Here is a 20,033-nt window from a genome sequence, read left to right as displayed (position 1 = left end):
ACCTAAGGGAGATGATTGAATGAAACCGCTTACAGATGGACAAATCATTTGGGAACCGACAAAGGAACAAATCAAGCAAACGGTATTGACTCAATATGTAAAATGGTTAAAAGAAAAGAAAGGTTTAACATTTCATGATTATCATGAATTATGGAAATGGTCGGTAGATGAACTGGAGGAATTTTGGGCTTCAATTTGGGATTATTGTGATGTAAAAGCAGCCAGGAAATATGACAGGGTTTTAGCGGAGCAATCTATGCCAGGTGCGAAATGGTTCGAGGGGGCAAGGCTTAATTATGCTGAAAATGCATTATTGAATAATCAAGAAGAGAAAACGGCGATTTTTTTTCGTTCCGAACATATCAAGCAACAAGAGGTTAGCTGGCAAGAGCTGAAAGAAAAAGTAGCTTCTGTCGCCCATTCATTAAGGGAACTTGGTGTGAAATCAGGTGATCGTGTTGTTGCCTATATGCCAAACATACCTGAAGCGGTCATAGCTTTCTTGGCAACAGTAAGCATAGGTGCCATCTGGTCCAGCTGTTCACCTGACTTTGGAGCAAGAAGCGTCATAGATCGTTTCAAACAGATTGAACCGGTTGTATTACTGGCGGTGGATGGGTATCAATACAATGGAAATGTATATGATAAAACACCAGTCGTCTCACAGCTTAAACAGGAATTGGTCACTGTCAAGCATACCGTGTTGGTTCCTTACATAGAAAAAAAGATTTTGGAAGTGAATCTGGCAGATACGATTCCTTGGGATGACCTATTAAAAGAAAAGGCAGAATTATCTTTTGAAAGCGTTCCGTTCGATCATCCGCTTTGGATTCTCTATTCATCAGGTACAACCGGGATGCCAAAACCAATTGTACAAGGTCATGGCGGTATATTATTGGAGCATTTTAAATCAACAAAAATCCATCAAGGCATAACTTCCGAGGATACTGTATTCTGGTTTACGACGACAGGCTGGATGATGTGGAATCTCCTTATGGGTGGTTTGCTTAATGAAGGGACCATTGTCCTTTATGACGGCAGTCCTTCTTTTCCGAATATGGATGCCCTTTGGGAATTGGCGGAAGATACAGGCATGACTTTTTTTGGAACAAGTGCACCATTCCTTACGAATTCCATGAAGTTAGGAAACAAGCCAATGGAAAAATATGATTTATCGAAATTGAAGGCTCTTTTTTCCACTGGAGCTCCATTGTCTGGCGACGGTTATAAATGGGTGTATGAGAATGTCAAGAAAGATATCTGGCTCAGTTCATCCAGTGGCGGAACCGATGTTTGTGCCGGATTTGTAGGTGGTGTTCCAACATTGCCCGTGAGAATCGGAGAGATACAAGGAAGGGCATTGGGTGTTTGCGCGGAAGCCTTTGATGAGCATGGTCAAACATTGATTAATGAAGTCGGTGAATTAGTCATTACCAAACCGATGCCGTCCATGCCGCTATACTTCTGGAATGATCAAGACGGGACAAGATACTACGAGAGTTATTTCGATACGTATCCTGGCATATGGAAACATGGTGATTGGATAAAGATCGACGACAAGGGCAGCTGTATCATTTATGGACGTTCCGACTCGACCATCAACCGTTCTGGTGTACGGATGGGAACTAGCGATATATACCGGGTCGTCGAAGCGATAGACGAGGTGATGGAAAGCCTTGTCATCGATAGGGAAGTGCTTGGCCGCGGTTCCTCACTGCTGCTGTTCGTTGTCCTTAAGCCCGGTAAAATCCTGGATGCAGCATTGACGGCAAAAATCAAGGAACAAATCAGAGGGCATGTATCCCCTCGTTTTATCCCTGACCAAATCCATGTCGTTGAACAAATTCCTAAAACGTTGAACGGAAAGAAAATGGAAGTCCCGATACGTAAAGTGTTATTAGGTTTCGAGTTTGATAAAGTAGTGAATGCAGACTCCATGGGAAATCCAGAATCGCTGCAGTTCTTTAAAGAATTAGCTCTCGAGTTGAATGAGAAAAAAATATTCTAGGATTCAGGCGGAGCAAAAAGCTTCATCTCAAACTGTAGACAAACTCGATGAATATCGAGTTTGTCTACAGTTTTTTTAGGGCTTTGTGTAATCTAAACGTTGATTTCCACTCCAGGCACTCGCTTTCCGCGGGCGGTCCGGGAGCCTCCTCGGCGCCATTGCGCCTGTGGGGTCTCCCCTGGACTCGCTTTTCCCGCAGGAGTCTCGTACCTTCCGTTCCAATCAACTTTGTTTTAATTTTTAGATAGAACCCTTTTGTCTACAAACTGAGGCGGAGCAAAAAGCTCCGTCTTTTTAAATTTCTCTTGAATAAACTTAGAAACGAACAACTTCTCCATTTCTGTATACTGGTCTGGATTGTCGTAGGATAGGCCAATCGGTCTCCCGTTATAACTTGCCATCTATGACATGAAAGGCAGCTCTTATGTAGTCAACTTTCGTATAAAAGCTAGAAAATCGCTAACTGACAAAGCGATAAATGGTTGCACCTTTTCCCGTTCAATCATTCGGATCTGACTTCCATCTGAAAATAGATTTTGTACTGCTGGAATTTTCTTGACAATTTTAAAACAGATGAATAGAATAAAATAAATGGTCAGTAAGTACTGACAGTCCATTTAGAGGAAGTGAGAGCATGAGTAGCGTTAATAAGCTAAGTACAGATGATAAGCTGCTGTTGGCGGCAATCGATTTAATAGCAGAGAAAGGGTACAAAGGTGTTTCTACTCAGGAAATCGCTGGTGCCGCAGGTTTGAGTGAAAAAACACTGTTTCGTCGGTTTGGAAGCAAGCAAAATCTTCTGGAAACGGCATTTGACCGATATCATTATGCCGAAGAGATGACAAAACTTTTTAATGAAGAGCAAATCGTGTGGGATTTACATTCGGACTTACAATTGATTAGTCGAACTTATCATGAAATCATGAATCGTAACCGGAAAATGATTATGATAAGTATCAAGGAGGAAGGCAATTTACCTGGGTTTCGAGAAAAAACACAAAAGCACCCTCGACAGTTACTAGAAATTTTGACAAACTATTTTAACACAATGTATGAAAAAGGAAAGCTTATTCACACAAACCCAGAGCTTCAGGCGTTGTCGTTCATGATGATGAATTTTGGTGCCTTTATGAACAACCTGGATGTTGATGAAAACTATCCAACCGTGTCCCTGGAGGCATTTATTATGGAGAGTGTGCAAACATTTACTAGGGCTTTAACTCCCTAGTTTTTCATGAAGAATAATGACAGTTAGTACTGACTCCCTTTAAAAAAGGTAATGCATGAATTGAAAAAAATAAGGTAATGACAGGAGATTATGAATATGAAATCAAGTAACACAATAGTATGGATTAATGTATTTACGGCTAAACCAGGCAAACTAGATGAATTGGTTGCTATCCAAGCTGAAGAACTACTCAATTTCAAGAAGGGATCTCAAGGAGTTCCTGGTTGGATTAGTAGCCGTTGGCATCGTTCTGTTGATAATAATAAGGCAATTATGGTAACTACCTTTGAGAGTATTGATTTTCATAAAGATTGGTTGAAAAAAAGTGAATTTAGAGAACATCTTAGCAAAATAAACCATCTCATTGAAGATACAGAAGGTGGGTACTACACGTTAGTGGAAGAGATTGAAAATTTGTAAATCCATTAAATTATAAGGTTTTTATGTTTAAGCAAATTATTTGCCGAGCATTAACAAGGAGGAGAAAGCATTGAAAAAATTAAAAATTGGAATTATCTTAGGAAGCACACGTAAAGGACGCGTAAGTCCACAAGTAGGAAATTGGGTAAAAGAAATAGCTGATAAACGAGAAGATGCAAATTATGAAATCGTCGATATCGCAGATTTTAAATTGCCATTTGTTGGAGAAGGTACTGGTGAAGAACCAGGATTATCAGCTTGGCCAGAAAAACTTTCTAGCTTAGATGGTTTTGTGTTTATCGTACAAGAATATAATCACAGTATTACAGGGGCATTAAAAAACGCACTTGATTCCGCACGTGATGAATGGAACAACAAAGCTGCGGGCATCGTGAGCTATGGTTCAACTGGCGGAGCTCGTGCAGCCGAACATTTGCGTGGCATCTTAGGGGAATTACTAGTTGCGGACGTTCGGGTAAATCCAACATTATCATTATTTACAGACTTTGAAAACTTCAAGACATTTAAACCAGCTGATTTACACCTTGGTAATGTCAATGCAATGTTAGATCAAACGATTGCATGGAGCGGTGCATTAAAAAAATTACGATAAGCATGAGTGATTACTACCTAGGCACTCCCCCCAAATAATTTAACAAAAATTCATATTGGTAAGTACTGACACCTAAAAAAATGGTGCATAAAGAGCTTATTACTTAAACAGCTGCTTCCGCATTCAAATATCTTTTCACTTCAAAATTGGATAGTATATTACTAAAAAACGAGACAAAACGAGACAACCATCTCATTTTGTCTCGTTTTGTTTCTGCTGAAAATAGATAAAGTCCTAATTTTACCGCCCCCCATTTTGGCACGGTATTTGCAATATATAAGATTGACTCATTATTAATGATTGGGGGCTGAAAAATGGAAACGGTTCAATCGAATGAAATCAAGTTATCACAGGACAAGGCTCATTGGATGTACAAAAAAATGCTGGAGATCAGAAAATTCGAAGACCAAGTTCATGAATCTTTTGCTAAGGGGATTTTACCAGGGTTTGTCCATTTGTATGCTGGGGAAGAAGCGGTAGCTGTAGGAGTATGTGCTCACCTATCCGAAAAGGACAGCATTACAAGCACTCACAGAGGTCATGGCCACTGTATTGCCAAAGAATGCGACCTTAACGGGATGATGGCTGAAATCTATGGGAAAGTGACAGGGCTTTGCAAGGGAAAAGGCGGTTCCATGCACATTGCCGATTTGGATAAGGGGATGTTGGGTGCGAACGGGATAGTCGGTGGAGGCTTTCCGCTCGCATGCGGTGCAGCTTTAACTGCCAAATATAAAAAGACCGATCACGTTAGTGTTTGTTTTTTTGGTGATGGTGCCAACAATCATGGGACATTCCATGAAGGGATAAATCTGGCGGCAATCTGGAAGCTACCCGTCATTTTCATCGCTGAAAATAATGGGTATGGAGAAGCCACACCTTTCAACTATGCTTCTAGCTGTAAAACGATAGCAGACCGGGCGATAAGCTACAATATCCCGGGTGTCCGGGTGGATGGGAAAGATGTATTGGCCGTGTATAAGGCTGCTGAAGAAGCCGTTCAGAGAGCTCGCAGGGGAGAAGGTCCATCATTAATCGAATGCGTTACTTATCGAAATTATGGACACTTCGAGGGAGATGCACAGAAATATAAAAAAGAACAAGACAAAAAGGAGCATAAAAAAGAGAAAGATGCGATTGCCCTTTTTAGGAATTACTTACTGAATCAGAATCTGCTGGCGGAAAATGAACTGATTTCTCTTGAGAATGCCGTTGAGGAATCTATTAAACAGGCAGTCAAGTTCAGTGAAGATAGCCCGTATCCGGAGGCATCCGATTTATTAAACGATGTTTATGTATCCTATTAAACCATAAAAGGAGGAATCGAGATGAGTAGAAAAATCAGTATGTCACAGGCAATAAATGAAGCAATGGCCATGGCAATGAGAAAAGATGAAAATGTCATCCTTATGGGAGAAGATGTAGCCGGCGGTGCAGAGGTCGATCATTTGCAGGATGACGAAGCATGGGGTGGTGTTTTAGGTGTCACAAAAGGATTGGTCCAAGAGTTTGGCCGGGATAGAATCCTTGATACACCCATTGCGGAAGCAGGTTATATGGGGGCGGCCATGGCAGCCGCTTCGACAGGCTTACGGCCGATTGCCGAGTTAATGTTCAACGATTTCATTGGCAGCTGTTTGGATGAAGTATTGAATCAAGGTGCGAAATTCCGCTATATGTTTGGGGGTAAAGCTCAGGTTCCCGTGACGATCCGTACAATGCATGGTGCAGGGTTCAGGGCTGCAGCTCAGCATTCACAAAGCCTTTATGCCTTGTTCACTAGCATTCCTGGATTGAAGGTCGTCGTTCCATCTTCCCCGTATGATGCAAAAGGGCTCTTACTTTCAGCCATTGAAGATAATGATCCTGTCATCTTTTTTGAAGATAAAACGCTATACAACATGGTTGGAGAGGTTCCGGAAGGCTACTATACAATCCCAATCGGAAAAGCTGAAATTAAACGGAAAGGCTCGGATTTGACGGTCGTTGCCATCGGTAAACAAGTTCACACCGCGATGGAGGCTGCTGAAAAACTTACAGCTAAAGGCATTGAAGTTGAGATTGTCGACCCGCGGAGCTTGTCACCACTGGATGAAGAAACGATTCTCTCCTCTGTGGCAAAAACAAATCGTTTGATCGTGATCGATGAAGCGAATCCAAGATGCAGCATCGCAACGGATATTGCCGCATTGGTGGCGGATAAGGGATTTGACACGCTCGATGCGCCAATTAAGAGGATTACGGCACCACATACACCTGTACCTTTTTCTCCTCCTCTAGAAGATATTTACCTTCCAACATCAGAAAAAGTGATACAAGTCGTTTCAGAATTATTAGGGGAGCCTTCCATACTTGGGATGTAATTAAATCAATATGATGCATGCTCCAGCTTTTTCGCATAGGACTGCAAAAGTTGGAGCAACCAATGATGGACACAGAAACCAATCTGAAGGGAGAAAAAGGATATGGCGGTCGAGGTGGTAATGCCGAAATTGGGCATGGCAATGAAAGAAGGCACTGTTTCGTTATGGAGTAAGGCTGTTGGGGATCCAGTCGAAAAAGGTGAAGCAATAGCCAGCATCAATTCAGAGAAAATAGAAATGGATATTGAATCTCCGGCTGAAGGTACGATTCTGAATATAGCTGTTCAAGAAGGACAAGGAGTCCCTCCAGGAACCGTTATCTGTCATATCGGAAAACCGAATGAAAAAATAATGATCAATGATCATGTTTCTGAAGAAACTCAGTCGGAAATTGATGAACAAGAAAAGCCGAAAACAAAAGAGTCACCCATTTTGCCAATGGGCGATCGATTGCTGATCACCCCGGTTGCGCGAAAAATGGCACAGGCAGCGAATCTTGACATTGAGAAGATTCAAGGCAGCGGGCCAGGCGGAAGAATCACTAAAGAAGATGTACAGAAAGTAATTGAGAAAAGGGATATCATGTCGGTCAATACAGAAGAAAGGAAAGTGAACCCCCAACCTACTTTAGAGAGTCCGCAGCAGATTCCTGTGACCGGAATGAGGAACATCATTGCTACACGTATGAAAGAGAGCTTGCAAAGCAGTGCCCAATTGACTCTAACGTTGAAAGTTGATGTCACTGATCTAGTCATTTTGCAAAAACAGGCTGCTGAAACGCTACAAAAACATGAATCAACTAAATTGACTATAACGGACTTTGTTGCCAAGGCTGTCGTGCTTTCACTTAAAGAGCATCCTAAAATGAATAGTGCTTATATTGAAGATAAAATCAATTTGTATGAGCATATCCATCTTGGATTAGCAGTGGCCTTGGAAAATGGGCTCGTTGTTCCCGTCATAAGAAATGCCGAAAGTTGTAGCCTAAAGCAGTTATCGAATAAGGGTAAAGAATTGGCCCGGTGTGCACGTGACGGTCAATTGCCTATTGAAGACATGCATGGGTCCACTTTTACAATCAGTAATCTGGGGGCATATGGAGTTGAGCATTTTACACCGATTCTCAATACACCGGAAACGGGGATACTTGGAATTGGCTCTGCTTACGATACCCCGCGTTATATTGGCGAAGAATTGGAGAGGAGAACGATCTTGCCACTCAGTTTAACTTTTGATCACCGTGTACTCGACGGGGCACCCGCTGCTGCCTTTTTACAAACACTAAAACGGTATTTAGAAGAGCCGATCACCGTGCTTTTATAGAAAAGGAGGGAAAGCCTTGAATCGCATAGCTATTATAGGCGGAGGTCCTGCTGGGTACGTAGCGGCAATCACTGCTGCCCAGCAGGATAAGGAGGTCATATTGGTAGTCGATGGGCCATTGGGGGGCACCTGTTTAAACGAAGGCTGCATGCCAACGAAGTCATTATTGAAAAGTGCCGATACGTATGACTTGGTGAAAAATGCTGGGCAATTGGGAATTCGCCTGCCCTTCAATTCGATTGAAGTCGATTGGGAAACCGTACAGGAACGAAAGAGAGAGGTCATATCTAAACTAGTGAACGGCATTCGATATTTAATGAGTAAGAATAAAATAAAAGTCATTCAGGGAAGAGCGTCTATCCTTTCGAGCCATCGACTGCGGATCGAGAACGGAAATAAAAAGGAAGAGATTGAAGCAAGTAAGATCATCATTTCAACGGGGTCCGAACCGATTCCCTTACCTTTTGCGCCATTTGATGGTGAATGGATCATCCACAGTGGCCATGCCATGTCACTTCCCGCCATTCCCGATTCGCTGCTAATTGTCGGAGGCGGCGTCATCGGATGTGAATTTGCCAGTATTTATAGCAGGATGGGCACCAAGGTTACCGTTATCGAAATGGGGGAAAAGCTGCTTCCGGGGGAAGATGATGATATTACGAGCATCTTGCATGGAGAATTGAATAACCAAGGCGTTACAGTCCATACCTCCACATCTGTCAAAAACATCAATCCAACCAGTAAGACGGTGTTTTTTGAGAAAAGCGATGGCGAATTGGAAGAACATCATGCTGATTACGTACTCGTATCAATAGGGAGAAAACCAAGAGTGAACGAAATGGGCTTCGAGGGAAACGATATTGATTTTTCCCGACTTGGCATCTCGGTGGATGATCGAATGCAAACAAGCAATCCATCGATTTATGCATGCGGTGATGTGATAGGGGGCATACAACTTGCCCATGTTGCTTTTCATGAAGGGCGAGTGGCGGCTCTGAATGCCTGTGATCAATTTGCACAAGTGAATTACCAGGCAATCCCTCGCTGCATTTATACCTCCCCGGAGATTGCTAGTGTAGGCTTGACTGAAAAAGAAGCGCGTAAAAAATATGGGGAAATTAAAGTTGGTGAATTCGCTTTTTCGGCAAATGGGAAAGCTATCCTTTCCAATAAACCGGTAGGAAAGGTCAAAGTCCTAGTGAACCCGCAATATAATGAAATTCTAGGTTTTTCCATTGTTGGTCAACATGCAACAGAATTGATTGGTCAAGGAACGGTCATGCTGCATGCAGAAATAACGGCAGATATGATGGAAGATTTAGTAGCGGCGCATCCAACCTTGTCTGAATCCATACATGAAGCTCTTTTAAACGTTGTAGGTCAAGCTGTGCATTCATAATAAATTTTTTATGGAAATAAGGTTTTTTACCAGAAGGGGGATTTTTGTATGGCTAGCGGTCAACGGACGGCGGTAGTCACTGGTGCAGGACGGGGTATCGGACGTGCCATTGCATTAAGATTAGCTCAAGATGGATTGAATGTGGTCATTAACGACGTCAATCTGGATACGGCTGAATCGGTCGTAAATGAGATTAGGGAACTTGGACGTGAAAGCTTTGCCGTCAAAGCGGATGTAAGCAATAGACGGGAAGTATTCGAAATGGTGAATCAAGTTGTGGAACGTTTTGGACAACTGGATGTTATGGTTTCAAATGCAGGAATTGCTCAAATAAAGCCTCTTTTGGAAGTAACTCAAAAGGATTTTGAACAGATTTTCAATATAAATGTAAATGGTGTCCTCTTTTGCCTGCAAGCCGCTGCTGATCAAATGAAAAAGCAAGAAGGCGGGAAAATTATAAATGCTGCCAGCATCGCCAGTTATAAAGGTTTTAGCTTACTAGGTACATACTCGGCCACAAAATTTGCCGTTAGAGGCATTACACAAGCGGCAGCACAGGAATTGGCCCAGTTTGGCATTACGGTGAATGCATACTGTCCAGGAATTGTCGGGACGCAAATGTGGGATTTGATCGATGAAAAAATGGGTCAATATATGAATCTTGCTAAAGGGGAAACATTTAAAAAGTTTACAGATTCCATAACCTTAGGACGCTCCGAAACCCCAGAAGATGTTGCGAAATTCGTATCTTACCTTGCTTCAGCGGATTCGGATTATATGACAGGGCAATCCATCATGATTGATGGAGGGGTTATTTTTTCATAAACGCATTATATTGTTTAATGGAGAAGCATCATGTGAATGATCACATGATGCTTTTTTTGTAAACTCCATCTATATATTGTAAGCGAATACATAATCTACTATAATTAAATGGACCTCGATTAACATCCTATTTTATACTCCATGGTATTTTTCCTCTAGATTGACTGGTCAAATGAAGGTTTAAACCAAATGATTAGAGGAGGATTATATGCTATCCACTAGTTGTTATCTGCGTACATGGGAACGCTTTGTCAGTGAAGGGGTTCTCGATTCAAATCGTCTGAACAAACGAATAATGGAATCCTGGCATCGCTGCAAAAAAGATCAAGTCAACCCATACCTTAATAAAGGCAAACACATTTTGACGAATGAATTATTGGACATTCAAAGAGAAAAAAACTCCTTCTTATTAGAAGTGGCATCACCCCAATTATCCAGGATGAATCAATCGATAAAAGAATCTGGAATGATGGCTTTATTAGTCGATCCGGATGGATATGTCCTTTCACTTTCCGGAAACGAGAAAATCCTCGAGGAGGCAGGCAAAATAAATTTTGTGGAAGGTGTATGCTGGACGGAGGGTGAGGTCGGAACGAACGCAATTGGAACAGCCTTGAAAACGGGTGAAGCCGTAATGATTCAAGGTACCGAGCACTATTCAATTGCCTCACACAAATGGAGTTGCTCTGCCATGCCCATTTTAAATGAAGACGGTATGCTATTGGGAGTTTTGGATATATCATGTCCAGTAGAATATTTCCATCCCTCCATGCTGGGTACGGTAGCCAATTTGGCGTATACGATTGAACAGGAAATGGGAGTTCGTTCCTATAAAAAGGAGCTGGCACTGACCCAGCACTCGATAGAACTTGCAGAGACCTATCCAGATCTGCCTTTTATCGTCTGTAATCATAAAGAAAAGATAATCTCCGCCAGTAAACAGATTCGCAAAAAAATTCCGCAATCCATTGGTATGGCATTGGCCGATTTTTTAAATCATGGATATCAAATCAAAAAGGAAAATCCGCTTCTATCCAAAGAGGATAATAGGGTTTCCGGTAAGTGTTTATTCTTATCAGAGAATCATGAACCCAATAGGCTTTTTCCTGCTTCAATGCCATCAGAAAGGTTTGCCTTCAAAGGGGAAAGAGGGATTAGTGAATCGTTTCATAACACATTACATAAAGTGAAGCTTGTTGCACCGACAGAAGCAAATGTGTATATATCCGGTGAAACAGGGGTCGGGAAAGAGCTTATTGCCATGGCTATTCATGAAAATGGCTTTCGTAAAAAAGGACCGTTCGTCACGATAAATTGCGGAGCCATACCTAAAGATTTAATGGAGAGCGAATTATTCGGGTATGTTGATGGTGCTTTTACAGGGGCAAAACGGCAAGGGCACAAAGGGAAGTTCGAGCAGGCAAATGGAGGGACCATTTTTCTCGATGAAATCGGTGAGATCCCTTTAGCGATGCAAGTTGCCTTACTGCGTGTACTTCAGGAAAGAAAAATCGTTCCAATCGGTGGCACAAAAAGCATTTCATTGGATATTCGCATTATCACTGCAACACACCGTAATCTGGAAGAGCTTGTCAATGCAGGGTCCTTTCGTAAAGATTTATACTATCGGTTGAACGTTTACCCCATTCATGTACCTCCCTTAAGGGAAAGGATTGAAGACATTCCTTATCTAGTCAATTACTTGTGTTCGAAGAATAATTGGAATATTCCAGTAACAGAAGAATTATTGAATCGTTTAAAGGATTATAATTGGCCAGGCAATATTAGAGAACTGCAGAATGTACTTCAGCGATTGACCATCTTACTTGCAGAAGGACCTCTGGATTATGTTAAAGTGTTGAATTCCATGCATTCACAGCCCGTTACCTGGCATGATGATTTCCCTACATGGGAGGAACCTGGTAAAAAAGGCTTCAAGGAAAATGAACTGACGATCCGTGAAAAAATTCAACGGGATCTAATGATAGAGGCATTACAAAAATCCAGAGGAAATGTCACTGCTGCAGCAAAGTTGATGGATATACCAAGAAGTACATTTTATAAGCGGCTCCATAGGTATGGAATATAGATGCGGCGTATGTACATGATGTAAAAAGAGTAGATTTATAGAAATCCATGAAAAATGAAAGGGGTATGGCAAATGAAAACGAGGATTACTGAATTATTGGGGATTGAATATCCAATTATTTGCGGCGGGATGTTTCAAGTTGGCCGAGCCCCGCTCGCAGCCGCTGTTTCAGAAGCGGGGGGACTAGGCATCATCACTTCGAAAACACAGGTGACACCAGAAGGTCTTCGTGATGAAATACGTAAAGTGAAAACTTTGACCAAGAAACCCTTTGCTGTCAACCTGAACCTGTTTCCAAGTCAAACGGCAACCCCGAATGATGAGTTCATCGATATTTTGATTGACGAAGATGTAAAAATTGTTGAAACGAGTGGCCGAAGCCCGGAAAGTTTAATGCCCAAACTTAAAGAGCACGGCTTTACCGTGATACATAAGGTAGCGAACGTCAAAAACGCAATGTCGGCAGAGAAATTAGGAGTCGATGCCATTATTATTGTAGGGAATGAAACAGGCGGACATCCAGGAATGGGTGATGTAGGAACGCTTGTCATGCTCCCTAGAGCTGTTGACTCAGTTACTATACCAGTAATAGCAGGCGGGGGATTTTCGGATGGCAGGGGCCTTATTAGTGCCTTGTCGCTCGGTGCTGAAGGTATTGTCATGGGGACTCGCTTTATGGCAACGCAAGAAGCACCGATTCATGATAACGTGAAGCAGTGGATGGTATCGGCCGATGAAATGGATACGGTTGTCATCCAACGGAATATAGGCAGTCCGTCGCGTGTAGCATTAAATGCCGTCAGTGAAGAAGTGGACAAACTTGAAAATGAAGGTGCCACTATAGAGGAATTGATTCCGCTAATTACGGGACAAAGAAGCAAGAAAGTATACTTTGAAGGAGATTTAGACGGTGGAATCTGGTCATGCGGTCAATCCGTAGGACTGATAAAAGAAATATTGACCGTCAATGAACTAATAAAACAAATCGTCCAAGAAGCAAAAAACTCGTTTGAATTCATCCAAAGCCGTATCGAATCCATTCGAACATAAATATAACCTAACAGGAACATGAGATCAATTGCGATTTCATGTTCCTGTTTTATCTATTAAACATAAGGTCCCACAGGTGGTCAAGTATAAGCTTTTTCAAAAATGTTTCTCTTATAGAAGGGAGCATTACCGTTATTACGACAGAAGTTTGAAGGAAAGACTGGTTTATTCGCAACTATAACACGAAAAGCCAATTCAAGACAGAAAAAAAGGTACATATCTCATCAATCAATTGTTAACCAACTTTCGGGAGCTTCTTAATAAAGACTGTTCCATGCAAAAGAATCAAAGAAATAGGTAGTGTTTACATAATAATATTATTCATCTTAATCAGAATACCTTAGATCTTTATACCATTTCTCCAAAAACTGCTTTGATTCCTGAAACTTTTTACATCCTTTTTTATAACATGTAAAAATCGACTTTTACATGTTATATATAAATACATGTTATATATAAATAAATTGCACTCATGATACCAAAGAACTGATTGCTGAAGGTAGGCAGTGTTTCTAAACAAATTCGATTTAAAGGTTTACTTTATAACCCTTTGCAGCTTCCTTATGATTCACTGCATGTTGTTGCACTTATGAAAGCGGTCAAAGCTTGAACATCATTAAGCTTTAAACATTTATTAAAGGTTATTCATGCTATAAGTTAAGTGAATATGTCTTATAGGAGGTGATGGGGTTAAACAGGTATCATCATTCTCAGGAAGAAAGCGGAACTTTCATGATAAAAACCTTTGAATTGTCATCGAGATAAATTATATTTATATAACTTTATAGAAGTGTTAACCCGTGATTTTTCTCATTTCGCCATTTAATTTATATATCAGAATAACAAAATTGATAAATCAAGTCAGTTAAGCAGGATTAATTTAGATTACTACAGAATTATTAGATAACGATTCTTTGAATACGTCTTCAGGAAAGGAAAGGGTAAGCAATATGAAGAAAAGGATTAGTTGGACACTTACCAAAGGTGCTTTTTTAATAGGAGGGGCAATCATTTATCACTTCATTTCTTCATCATACATAACTACAGAAGATTTATACGGATTCCCTGTACCTAGAAAAGCTGAATTGGTTCAGATAAATGAGCAAGGGAATAGATATGAATGGTCAAGGGCTTCTGAAGAAAATGGCATACCATATGGATATGACTTAGCCCTTAAAGCGAATGGATGGAAAAAGGGGAAAAGTGAAGGAGCTTCCGTTTTTTACACGAAGGGAAATCATAAAATAGATTTGATCACTACAACAAGGCAATTAGAGATTCTTAAAGTGAATGACTAAGTAAGATAAATAATAAATAAAATGGCCAAAAATGAAATATGTCAACAATTAGCAGATAAATTAAAATTCAGAATAAAAATCAGGAAATTTAATGACATATGACTTAACTCATTGTGAAATTAGCTTAAGTCTAAGCAAAACTTACTGCCAGTTTAATCTTATTATAAATTGAAGATCAAACATTTTTTAAAAAAATAATGTAGCGATATTTACTTAAAGTTTTAAAAGTATTAATTGTTAACTGTAATTAAATAAAAAGAAAATAATAAATAATTGTAGTGGTTAAATATAAAAATTCGCATTTTGTCTCACTAAGTTAAGTATTCTTAAGATATGAGACGAAATTAACATTAAAAATACAACTTCCTATAATATATATTATGTAAACTAGAATCGAAATAATGAATGATAGTACCAATCTGTTGTCTTTCAATATGACTAATGTCATAAATGTGTTGTGTTGTCTATCTCATCACTAAGTTTACAAAAGACACAAATCTGATGTTTTTGGACCAATATTGTATATTTGATTAGCGAATGAAAAACTCCACTTTTGTGTCGTTAATCAATAACCATTATTGTTTGTTTTTTTACTAATCCACTAAAACCAGTTTATCGGAATGATTTCTCTTACAGTTTCTAACATATTATACGGTCCATCTAATTGATTTTGTTTAGTTGATATGCATAGGATACTATCCCATGCATATTAAAAAGAATAATCACCCATACATTACAATTACTATATCAGCTTTAGGCGCAATGTATTTTTGGTGGTCAAAAAGCTCACGGGCTAAATATCCGCCGAATTGGTCATGGCTAACCCACCATTGATTAAGATAAGAGAATTCTGTATGGTAACAGGACAGTTAGTACAATAATGCAGTTACGCAACCAGAGCCGGTATTTGCTTGAATCAGTTATATAAACATAAGCAAATGCCCCTCATAATGAAAGAATCTCCAACAGAATGCTGGAGGAATCTTGAGATTATTATTTAAACTTATCCGGAAACTGCTTTACAGCTCCCGCAGAGATAGTATCTGCCATTAGGATTATATGTGTGACCCCTTCGTCTATTGAAACGATTCTTCCGTTCCAATTTTTTGCAAGGCTTGCAGATAAATCATTTGTTACTAATTTCAGATGCATATACAGCAAATTTTTTAGATCTTCATTTTTCAAATATGGGTTGGCACTGCTTAGGAAAGCTGCTATTTCATCAGCATTTCTATACCATTCTTTGTTTAGCTGTTTCACCAAGGCTTCATTTCCACTTTTAGCAGCATCTACAATCTTTCCTGCAATAACAATATGCTCCTTAAGCAAATCCGTAAGTTTGTTCCCAGCTTTCTCTCCGTAAACTGGCTTTACAGCATTACCAATATCCTCCTGATTTTTCAGAAGCCTAGCCAGTACCTGTTTTTGATCCTCCGCTCCAGCTGTTGTTGCACTTGTAATATAATTGCTTGTCCACAATACATGATCAATCCAAAGTCTCCTGAATTCATTTACGAACTTTACTTCAGATTGGCTAACATTTTGTACCTGCGGTTTAGAGTATGCACTGGTTGTTCCAGCCACCATGTTTAGAGGAAATAAAAAAATAAATCCCATTAACAATAATTTTTTCATAAAACCATCTCCTTCCATAGTTTAAAAACACCTTTTTATTATTTATATATGGGATTTTTATATTCATAATAATGGTTATACTTACCCAGTTGATTTGAAAATTGGACTTAGATGAACTCACATCGTCCAATGTAAGCTGTTTTCTATAAGATCAGGTCTTCTTTCATAGTATTAATACACGGGCACTACCACTTCGCAATTTGTGCTTAGAATTTGATGAATTAATGGTTTATTACTTGAAACTTAAGGAATGAGACGTCAGGTATTAGTGGATTTAGGGGCAAGTTAATTTAGAATATCAAATGATTTTAGTTCGAGGAAAAGGGAGAAAAGAATGCCTCTTCTCCCTTCATCCCAGTGTCTTGCAGTCATTTCAGGACTATATAGAAACTCTTTTAGAGCAGCAAAAACATTATAGTGAATCGATCTTTTATAATCAGTAAAATATGCCATTAAATCCTCGTGGACTGCACAATATATTTAAAGAGATTTAAGAACTAGCTGGTCACCCCGCTCACCGATTTTCTCTTCATCATTTAAGGCATACGTTTGCTGCCTTACTATTACAAGAAAACATACAAGAAAACAAAGATAAAGAGGTAAAATAACCATAATCAAATCCTTAAGGATTGAAAGTAGTTACTGTGATTATTGATACCCTATATTACTTTAGTAATTCTCTAATACGAAAGTTAGGAAATCCATTGGCTTTCAACAAATAAAAAAGTGGAAATGACCTATTAGAGCATTGATCGTATTTAGAATTATGTTTTATTTGTTTTTCTTTTTTCCATTTCTTTTTTCACCAAAGGGATTACCTTTTCTTTTACTGTTTTTTGTACTTTTGGATCATTTATTAATTTTTTAAATTTGTTTAACACATTCATTCCTCCGATTTATTAAATTGGGATTAAACTAATATGTGCTGTGTACTAAAAGGAATAAACGATTCTTCTTCTTGTCAAACATTTCACAAATGTTAAAAAAGTGGCAGGCAATTCTTAAAGTGAATTACCCGCAAAAAAAAACAATCTAAAGAATTTCAAATGCATAAATATATAATCCTCTTCAAGAGCTGTTTTTAGTCGTTGTATCTACCTTCGTTTAATAACCTTTTTGTATACCATATAGGCAATTACAATTAGAGCTAGAATAAAAATTACTTTCATCGAAATCTACTCCCCATCTACTTTTTCTATCCTCTCTTATATACCCGTAATCTGTATGAAGAAACATTGAGATAAAAGAAAGGTTAAAAAACCATAACTGTTTTGGGAGAAATAAAACATAGTTTTCATAATAAATGTCTTGGTTGTAATAACCCAGATAGAAAATGTATACGACGCTGAAAAATAATGCGTTTAGCACATTTCTATATTCTTTGGTCTTCGAACAGCAATGATGAGATACCAACTTGCAATTTGTAATCAGGCAGTTCCTACATTTCCTATCGTCAATCGGCATGATTACAGGATTTTATTCTGTTAGAGCCAATTTAAAACGAACATTGGCATACATATGACTATCCGCAAGGAGTTATGCACTACTCCTCCCTCCTTTAAGTCTCTTACAGCATCTCGTAAATGGATCCAGAAAGAGAAAAATAAAATTCACTTGGGTGTACATAATATAGGGAATAACCAATGACAGTAAAAGTGTTATGAAAGGGTGAACAAATGGAAAGAAATAACGCGATTGACTTTATTAAATTTTTTGCAATATTTTCCGTTGTAGTCATTCATGTATTCCCAAGGGATAGCCAGATTGGTCTATTTATTCTCGATAACTTCTCAAGGTTTGCGGTGCCGTTCTTCTTTACTGCATCTGGTTATTTGTTCGGTAAAAAGATCATGCATACAAGGGATTCCATTGATTATTTTAAAAGGTATATTATAAAAATCTTGAAACTGTATATATGCTGGCTCTTCTTTTATATAATGTATGATGTTCTAATTCTTTATAAAGTTGCTACCGATGCTCCAAAGGAATTTGAGCAATACATTAATCATTTTTCATTTCTTGACCTTATATATTATGGAACTGGGACTAGCGGATACCAATTGTGGTTTTTAACCGCATTAATTTGGAGTGTTATCATTCTATTCGGTTTTTTTAAGTTAAAAAAAGTAAGGCTTCTTTTAATCATCAGCCTAATATTAAACTTGTTAGGTCTTTTCGGACAATCGTATTCGTTGTTCTATGATTTTCCTCTAAGTACACGGGATTCTTTATTCATTGGTCTTTTTTATACAACTTTGGGATTTTTCTTTGCGCATAAAAAATTCTTTGAAAAGTCAAGATCAATAACAGCCAAAACCTACCTATTATTAATTTTTATCTTCTTTATTGTCCAAGTGGCAGAAGGATACTTATTAGATAAGGTATTATCAGGAAGCCATGGAGAATATTTTATTTCTACTATCTTTTTAACTACATTCCTTTTTTTATTTGCATTAAATAATAAGACATTGGGGAAGGATTTGTTCATTACTAAAGTAGGAGGAAGAGCCCTAGGCATATACATTGTTCATGTAGTCTTCATCAATATTTTTGATTTGATTTTATCGGCAGTAAAAATGGAACATATATCTGACAATTTATTCTTAAAACTATTTGAGACACTCCTTATTATTTCTATGTCGTACATATCTTATGACTTACTTCAATATTTCAAAATGCGTTTGGGGAAACTGATAGAAAACAGTTAGTGGAGAGTTAGAAACCCTTTACTTAGTGATAGGAGTTTATAGGCACAGCAAAAAAGATCCCTGCTGGGAGCATGGGATCTTTTTTCAATTAATGTAATTAAAGCTTGGTCTCCACCGGATGGACTGGCGCTTCCTCTATACTGTCGCCAGCAGACTTTTTTGACCAGTAAGTCGCGAGAATTGGTCCGGAAATGTTGTGCCATGCAGCAGCCAGGACGCTTGGAAGTGCTGCCATAGGGCCGAAATGTGCAGTAGCAAGCGCAACGCCTAACCCTGAGTTCTGCATGCCTACTTCAATCGAAATCGCTCTTCTATTCACTTCATCAAGTCCAAGTACTTTTGCTGCTAAGTAACCAAACAGAAGCCCGAATCCGTTGTGAAGCATCACGGCAGTGAAAATAAGGACCCCGGATGCAGCAATGCTAGCTGCATTCCCTGAGACTACTGCGCTTACAATCGTAATGATAGCTGCTACCGAAATAAGGGGTAAAACGGTTAAGCTTTTTTCAACTATTACTGGGAAAAACCGCTTAATGGCCAAACCTAAAACAATCGGAAGCAGGATGACTTGTATAATGGACTTAAACATATCAAAAAAATCAACTGGCATCCATTGTCCTGCCAGCAAAAGCAGAAGCAGTGGTGTCATGATTGGAGCCAGTAAAGTTGATACCGAAGTCATAGCTATCGACAAAGGTACATTGCCTTTTGCCAGATAAACCATAACGTTAGAGGCTGTTCCGCCTGGTACACAGCCGAGCAAAACCAGACCTGCAGCTAATTCTGCTGGCAAATTCATGAGTTTCGCAATAAGGAATGCCACAGATGGCATGATGATAAACTGGGCGCAAACTCCAATTATCACGGGCAGTGGTTTAGTAATGACGATTTTAAAATCAACGGCCTTCAAAGTAAGCCCCATTCCAAACATGACAACGCCAAGCAATATTGTAATATATCCCCCCAATCCCAAAAATGGCTCTGGAAAAATAAAGGCAATGACGGATATTAAGATAACCCAAACAGCAAAATATTTTCCGGCTAATGCACTGAATGCTTCTAATACTTTCATTT

Annotated in this window: 15 protein-coding genes; 13 read left to right on the top strand and 2 right to left on the bottom strand. The window is 39.2% G+C overall.

Features of this window, described 5'->3' with window-relative positions; all coding sequences use genetic code 11:
* Positions 1–19: 19 nt before the first annotated feature.
* The 12 genes from Q8G36_RS11960 to Q8G36_RS11905 all read left to right on the top strand — a co-directional run bounded on the left by Q8G36_RS11960 (position 20) and on the right by Q8G36_RS11905 (position 14,616).
* Positions 20–2,008 (top strand): acetoacetate--CoA ligase, encoded by a 1,989-nt coding sequence (locus Q8G36_RS11960; protein WP_305160379.1) that lies wholly within the window; start codon positions 20–22, stop codon positions 2,006–2,008.
* A 634-nt stretch (positions 2,009–2,642) separates the two neighbouring features.
* On the top strand, positions 2,643–3,236 hold the full coding sequence (locus tag Q8G36_RS11955; protein WP_305160378.1) for a TetR/AcrR family transcriptional regulator: 594 nt from the start codon (positions 2,643–2,645) through the stop codon (positions 3,234–3,236).
* Positions 3,237–3,332: 96 nt separating this feature from the next.
* Positions 3,333–3,656: an antibiotic biosynthesis monooxygenase family protein gene (locus tag Q8G36_RS11950; protein ID WP_305160377.1), complete on the top strand. Its 324-nt coding sequence runs from the start codon at positions 3,333–3,335 to the stop codon at positions 3,654–3,656.
* Between the two features lie 70 nt (positions 3,657–3,726).
* Positions 3,727–4,269, top strand: coding sequence for an NADPH-dependent FMN reductase (locus tag Q8G36_RS11945; protein WP_305160376.1), 543 nt, complete (start codon positions 3,727–3,729; stop codon positions 4,267–4,269).
* 314 nt (positions 4,270–4,583) lie between these two features.
* A complete protein-coding gene (locus Q8G36_RS11940; RefSeq protein ID WP_305160375.1) occupies positions 4,584–5,576 on the top strand; it encodes a thiamine pyrophosphate-dependent dehydrogenase E1 component subunit alpha in 993 nt (330 codons plus the stop codon).
* A gap of 21 nt (positions 5,577–5,597) precedes the next feature.
* Positions 5,598–6,632 carry an alpha-ketoacid dehydrogenase subunit beta gene (locus Q8G36_RS11935; protein WP_305160374.1) on the top strand — a complete coding sequence of 345 codons (1,035 nt, stop codon included), beginning with the start codon at positions 5,598–5,600 and terminating at the stop codon, positions 6,630–6,632.
* A 102-nt stretch (positions 6,633–6,734) separates the two neighbouring features.
* Positions 6,735–7,955 carry a dihydrolipoamide acetyltransferase family protein gene (locus tag Q8G36_RS11930; protein WP_305160373.1) on the top strand — a complete coding sequence of 407 codons (1,221 nt, stop codon included), beginning with the start codon at positions 6,735–6,737 and terminating at the stop codon, positions 7,953–7,955.
* Positions 7,956–7,971: 16 nt separating this feature from the next.
* The gene (lpdA, locus tag Q8G36_RS11925) at positions 7,972–9,354 is read left to right on the top strand and encodes a dihydrolipoyl dehydrogenase (RefSeq protein ID WP_305160372.1); all 1,383 of its coding nucleotides are present in this window, start codon (positions 7,972–7,974) and stop codon (positions 9,352–9,354) included.
* A gap of 48 nt (positions 9,355–9,402) precedes the next feature.
* Positions 9,403–10,179 carry an acetoin reductase gene (locus tag Q8G36_RS11920; RefSeq protein ID WP_305160371.1) on the top strand — a complete coding sequence of 259 codons (777 nt, stop codon included), beginning with the start codon at positions 9,403–9,405 and terminating at the stop codon, positions 10,177–10,179.
* Between the two features lie 208 nt (positions 10,180–10,387).
* A complete protein-coding gene (locus Q8G36_RS11915) occupies positions 10,388–12,268 on the top strand; it encodes a sigma-54-dependent Fis family transcriptional regulator (RefSeq protein ID WP_305160370.1) in 1,881 nt (626 codons plus the stop codon).
* 72 nt (positions 12,269–12,340) lie between these two features.
* Positions 12,341–13,318, top strand: coding sequence for an NAD(P)H-dependent flavin oxidoreductase (locus Q8G36_RS11910; RefSeq protein ID WP_305160369.1), 978 nt, complete (start codon positions 12,341–12,343; stop codon positions 13,316–13,318).
* A 950-nt stretch (positions 13,319–14,268) separates the two neighbouring features.
* Positions 14,269–14,616, top strand: coding sequence for a hypothetical protein (locus Q8G36_RS11905; protein WP_305160368.1), 348 nt, complete (start codon positions 14,269–14,271; stop codon positions 14,614–14,616).
* A gap of 993 nt (positions 14,617–15,609) precedes the next feature.
* Here Q8G36_RS11905 and Q8G36_RS11900 read toward each other — a convergent pair.
* Positions 15,610–16,251 carry a glycosyltransferase gene (locus Q8G36_RS11900; RefSeq protein ID WP_305160367.1) on the bottom strand — a complete coding sequence of 214 codons (642 nt, stop codon included), beginning with the start codon at positions 16,249–16,251 and terminating at the stop codon, positions 15,610–15,612.
* A 1,676-nt stretch (positions 16,252–17,927) separates the two neighbouring features.
* On the opposite strand from Q8G36_RS11900, the gene Q8G36_RS11895 reads away from it, so the two are divergent.
* A complete protein-coding gene (locus Q8G36_RS11895; RefSeq protein ID WP_305160366.1) occupies positions 17,928–18,959 on the top strand; it encodes an acyltransferase family protein in 1,032 nt (343 codons plus the stop codon).
* A 97-nt stretch (positions 18,960–19,056) separates the two neighbouring features.
* Here the strand turns inward: Q8G36_RS11895 and Q8G36_RS11890 are convergent, their stop codons facing one another.
* Positions 19,057–20,031 (bottom strand): bile acid:sodium symporter family protein, encoded by a 975-nt coding sequence (locus Q8G36_RS11890; protein WP_305160365.1) that lies wholly within the window; start codon positions 20,029–20,031, stop codon positions 19,057–19,059.
* Positions 20,032–20,033 lie beyond the last annotated feature (2 nt).

The organism is Peribacillus frigoritolerans (assembly GCF_030676415.1).
In the GTDB taxonomy this organism is placed as follows: Bacteria; Bacillota; Bacilli; order Bacillales; family DSM-1321; genus Peribacillus; species Peribacillus frigoritolerans_A.
This window is presented reverse-complemented; position numbering and strand designations above follow the sequence as displayed.

What these genes read in the sequence shown, in the direction of transcription:
- Q8G36_RS11960 (WP_305160379.1), top strand. Translation starts at nt 20, where the DNA reads ATGAAACCGCTTACAGATGGACAAATCATTTGGGAACCGACAAAGGAA.
- Q8G36_RS11955 (WP_305160378.1), top strand. Translation starts at nt 2,643, where the DNA reads ATGAGTAGCGTTAATAAGCTAAGTACAGATGATAAGCTGCTGTTGGCG.
- Q8G36_RS11950 (WP_305160377.1), top strand. Translation starts at nt 3,333, where the DNA reads ATGAAATCAAGTAACACAATAGTATGGATTAATGTATTTACGGCTAAA.
- Q8G36_RS11940 (WP_305160375.1), top strand. Translation starts at nt 4,584, where the DNA reads ATGGAAACGGTTCAATCGAATGAAATCAAGTTATCACAGGACAAGGCT.
- Q8G36_RS11935 (WP_305160374.1), top strand. Translation starts at nt 5,598, where the DNA reads ATGAGTAGAAAAATCAGTATGTCACAGGCAATAAATGAAGCAATGGCC.
- Q8G36_RS11930 (WP_305160373.1), top strand. Translation starts at nt 6,735, where the DNA reads ATGGCGGTCGAGGTGGTAATGCCGAAATTGGGCATGGCAATGAAAGAA.
- Q8G36_RS11920 (WP_305160371.1), top strand. Translation starts at nt 9,403, where the DNA reads ATGGCTAGCGGTCAACGGACGGCGGTAGTCACTGGTGCAGGACGGGGT.
- Q8G36_RS11915 (WP_305160370.1), top strand. Translation starts at nt 10,388, where the DNA reads ATGCTATCCACTAGTTGTTATCTGCGTACATGGGAACGCTTTGTCAGT.
- Q8G36_RS11910 (WP_305160369.1), top strand. Translation starts at nt 12,341, where the DNA reads ATGAAAACGAGGATTACTGAATTATTGGGGATTGAATATCCAATTATT.
- Q8G36_RS11905 (WP_305160368.1), top strand. Translation starts at nt 14,269, where the DNA reads ATGAAGAAAAGGATTAGTTGGACACTTACCAAAGGTGCTTTTTTAATA.
- Q8G36_RS11900 (WP_305160367.1), bottom strand. Translation starts at nt 16,251, where the DNA reads ATGAAAAAATTATTGTTAATGGGATTTATTTTTTTATTTCCTCTAAAC.
- Q8G36_RS11895 (WP_305160366.1), top strand. Translation starts at nt 17,928, where the DNA reads ATGGAAAGAAATAACGCGATTGACTTTATTAAATTTTTTGCAATATTT.
- Q8G36_RS11890 (WP_305160365.1), bottom strand. Translation starts at nt 20,031, where the DNA reads ATGAAAGTATTAGAAGCATTCAGTGCATTAGCCGGAAAATATTTTGCT.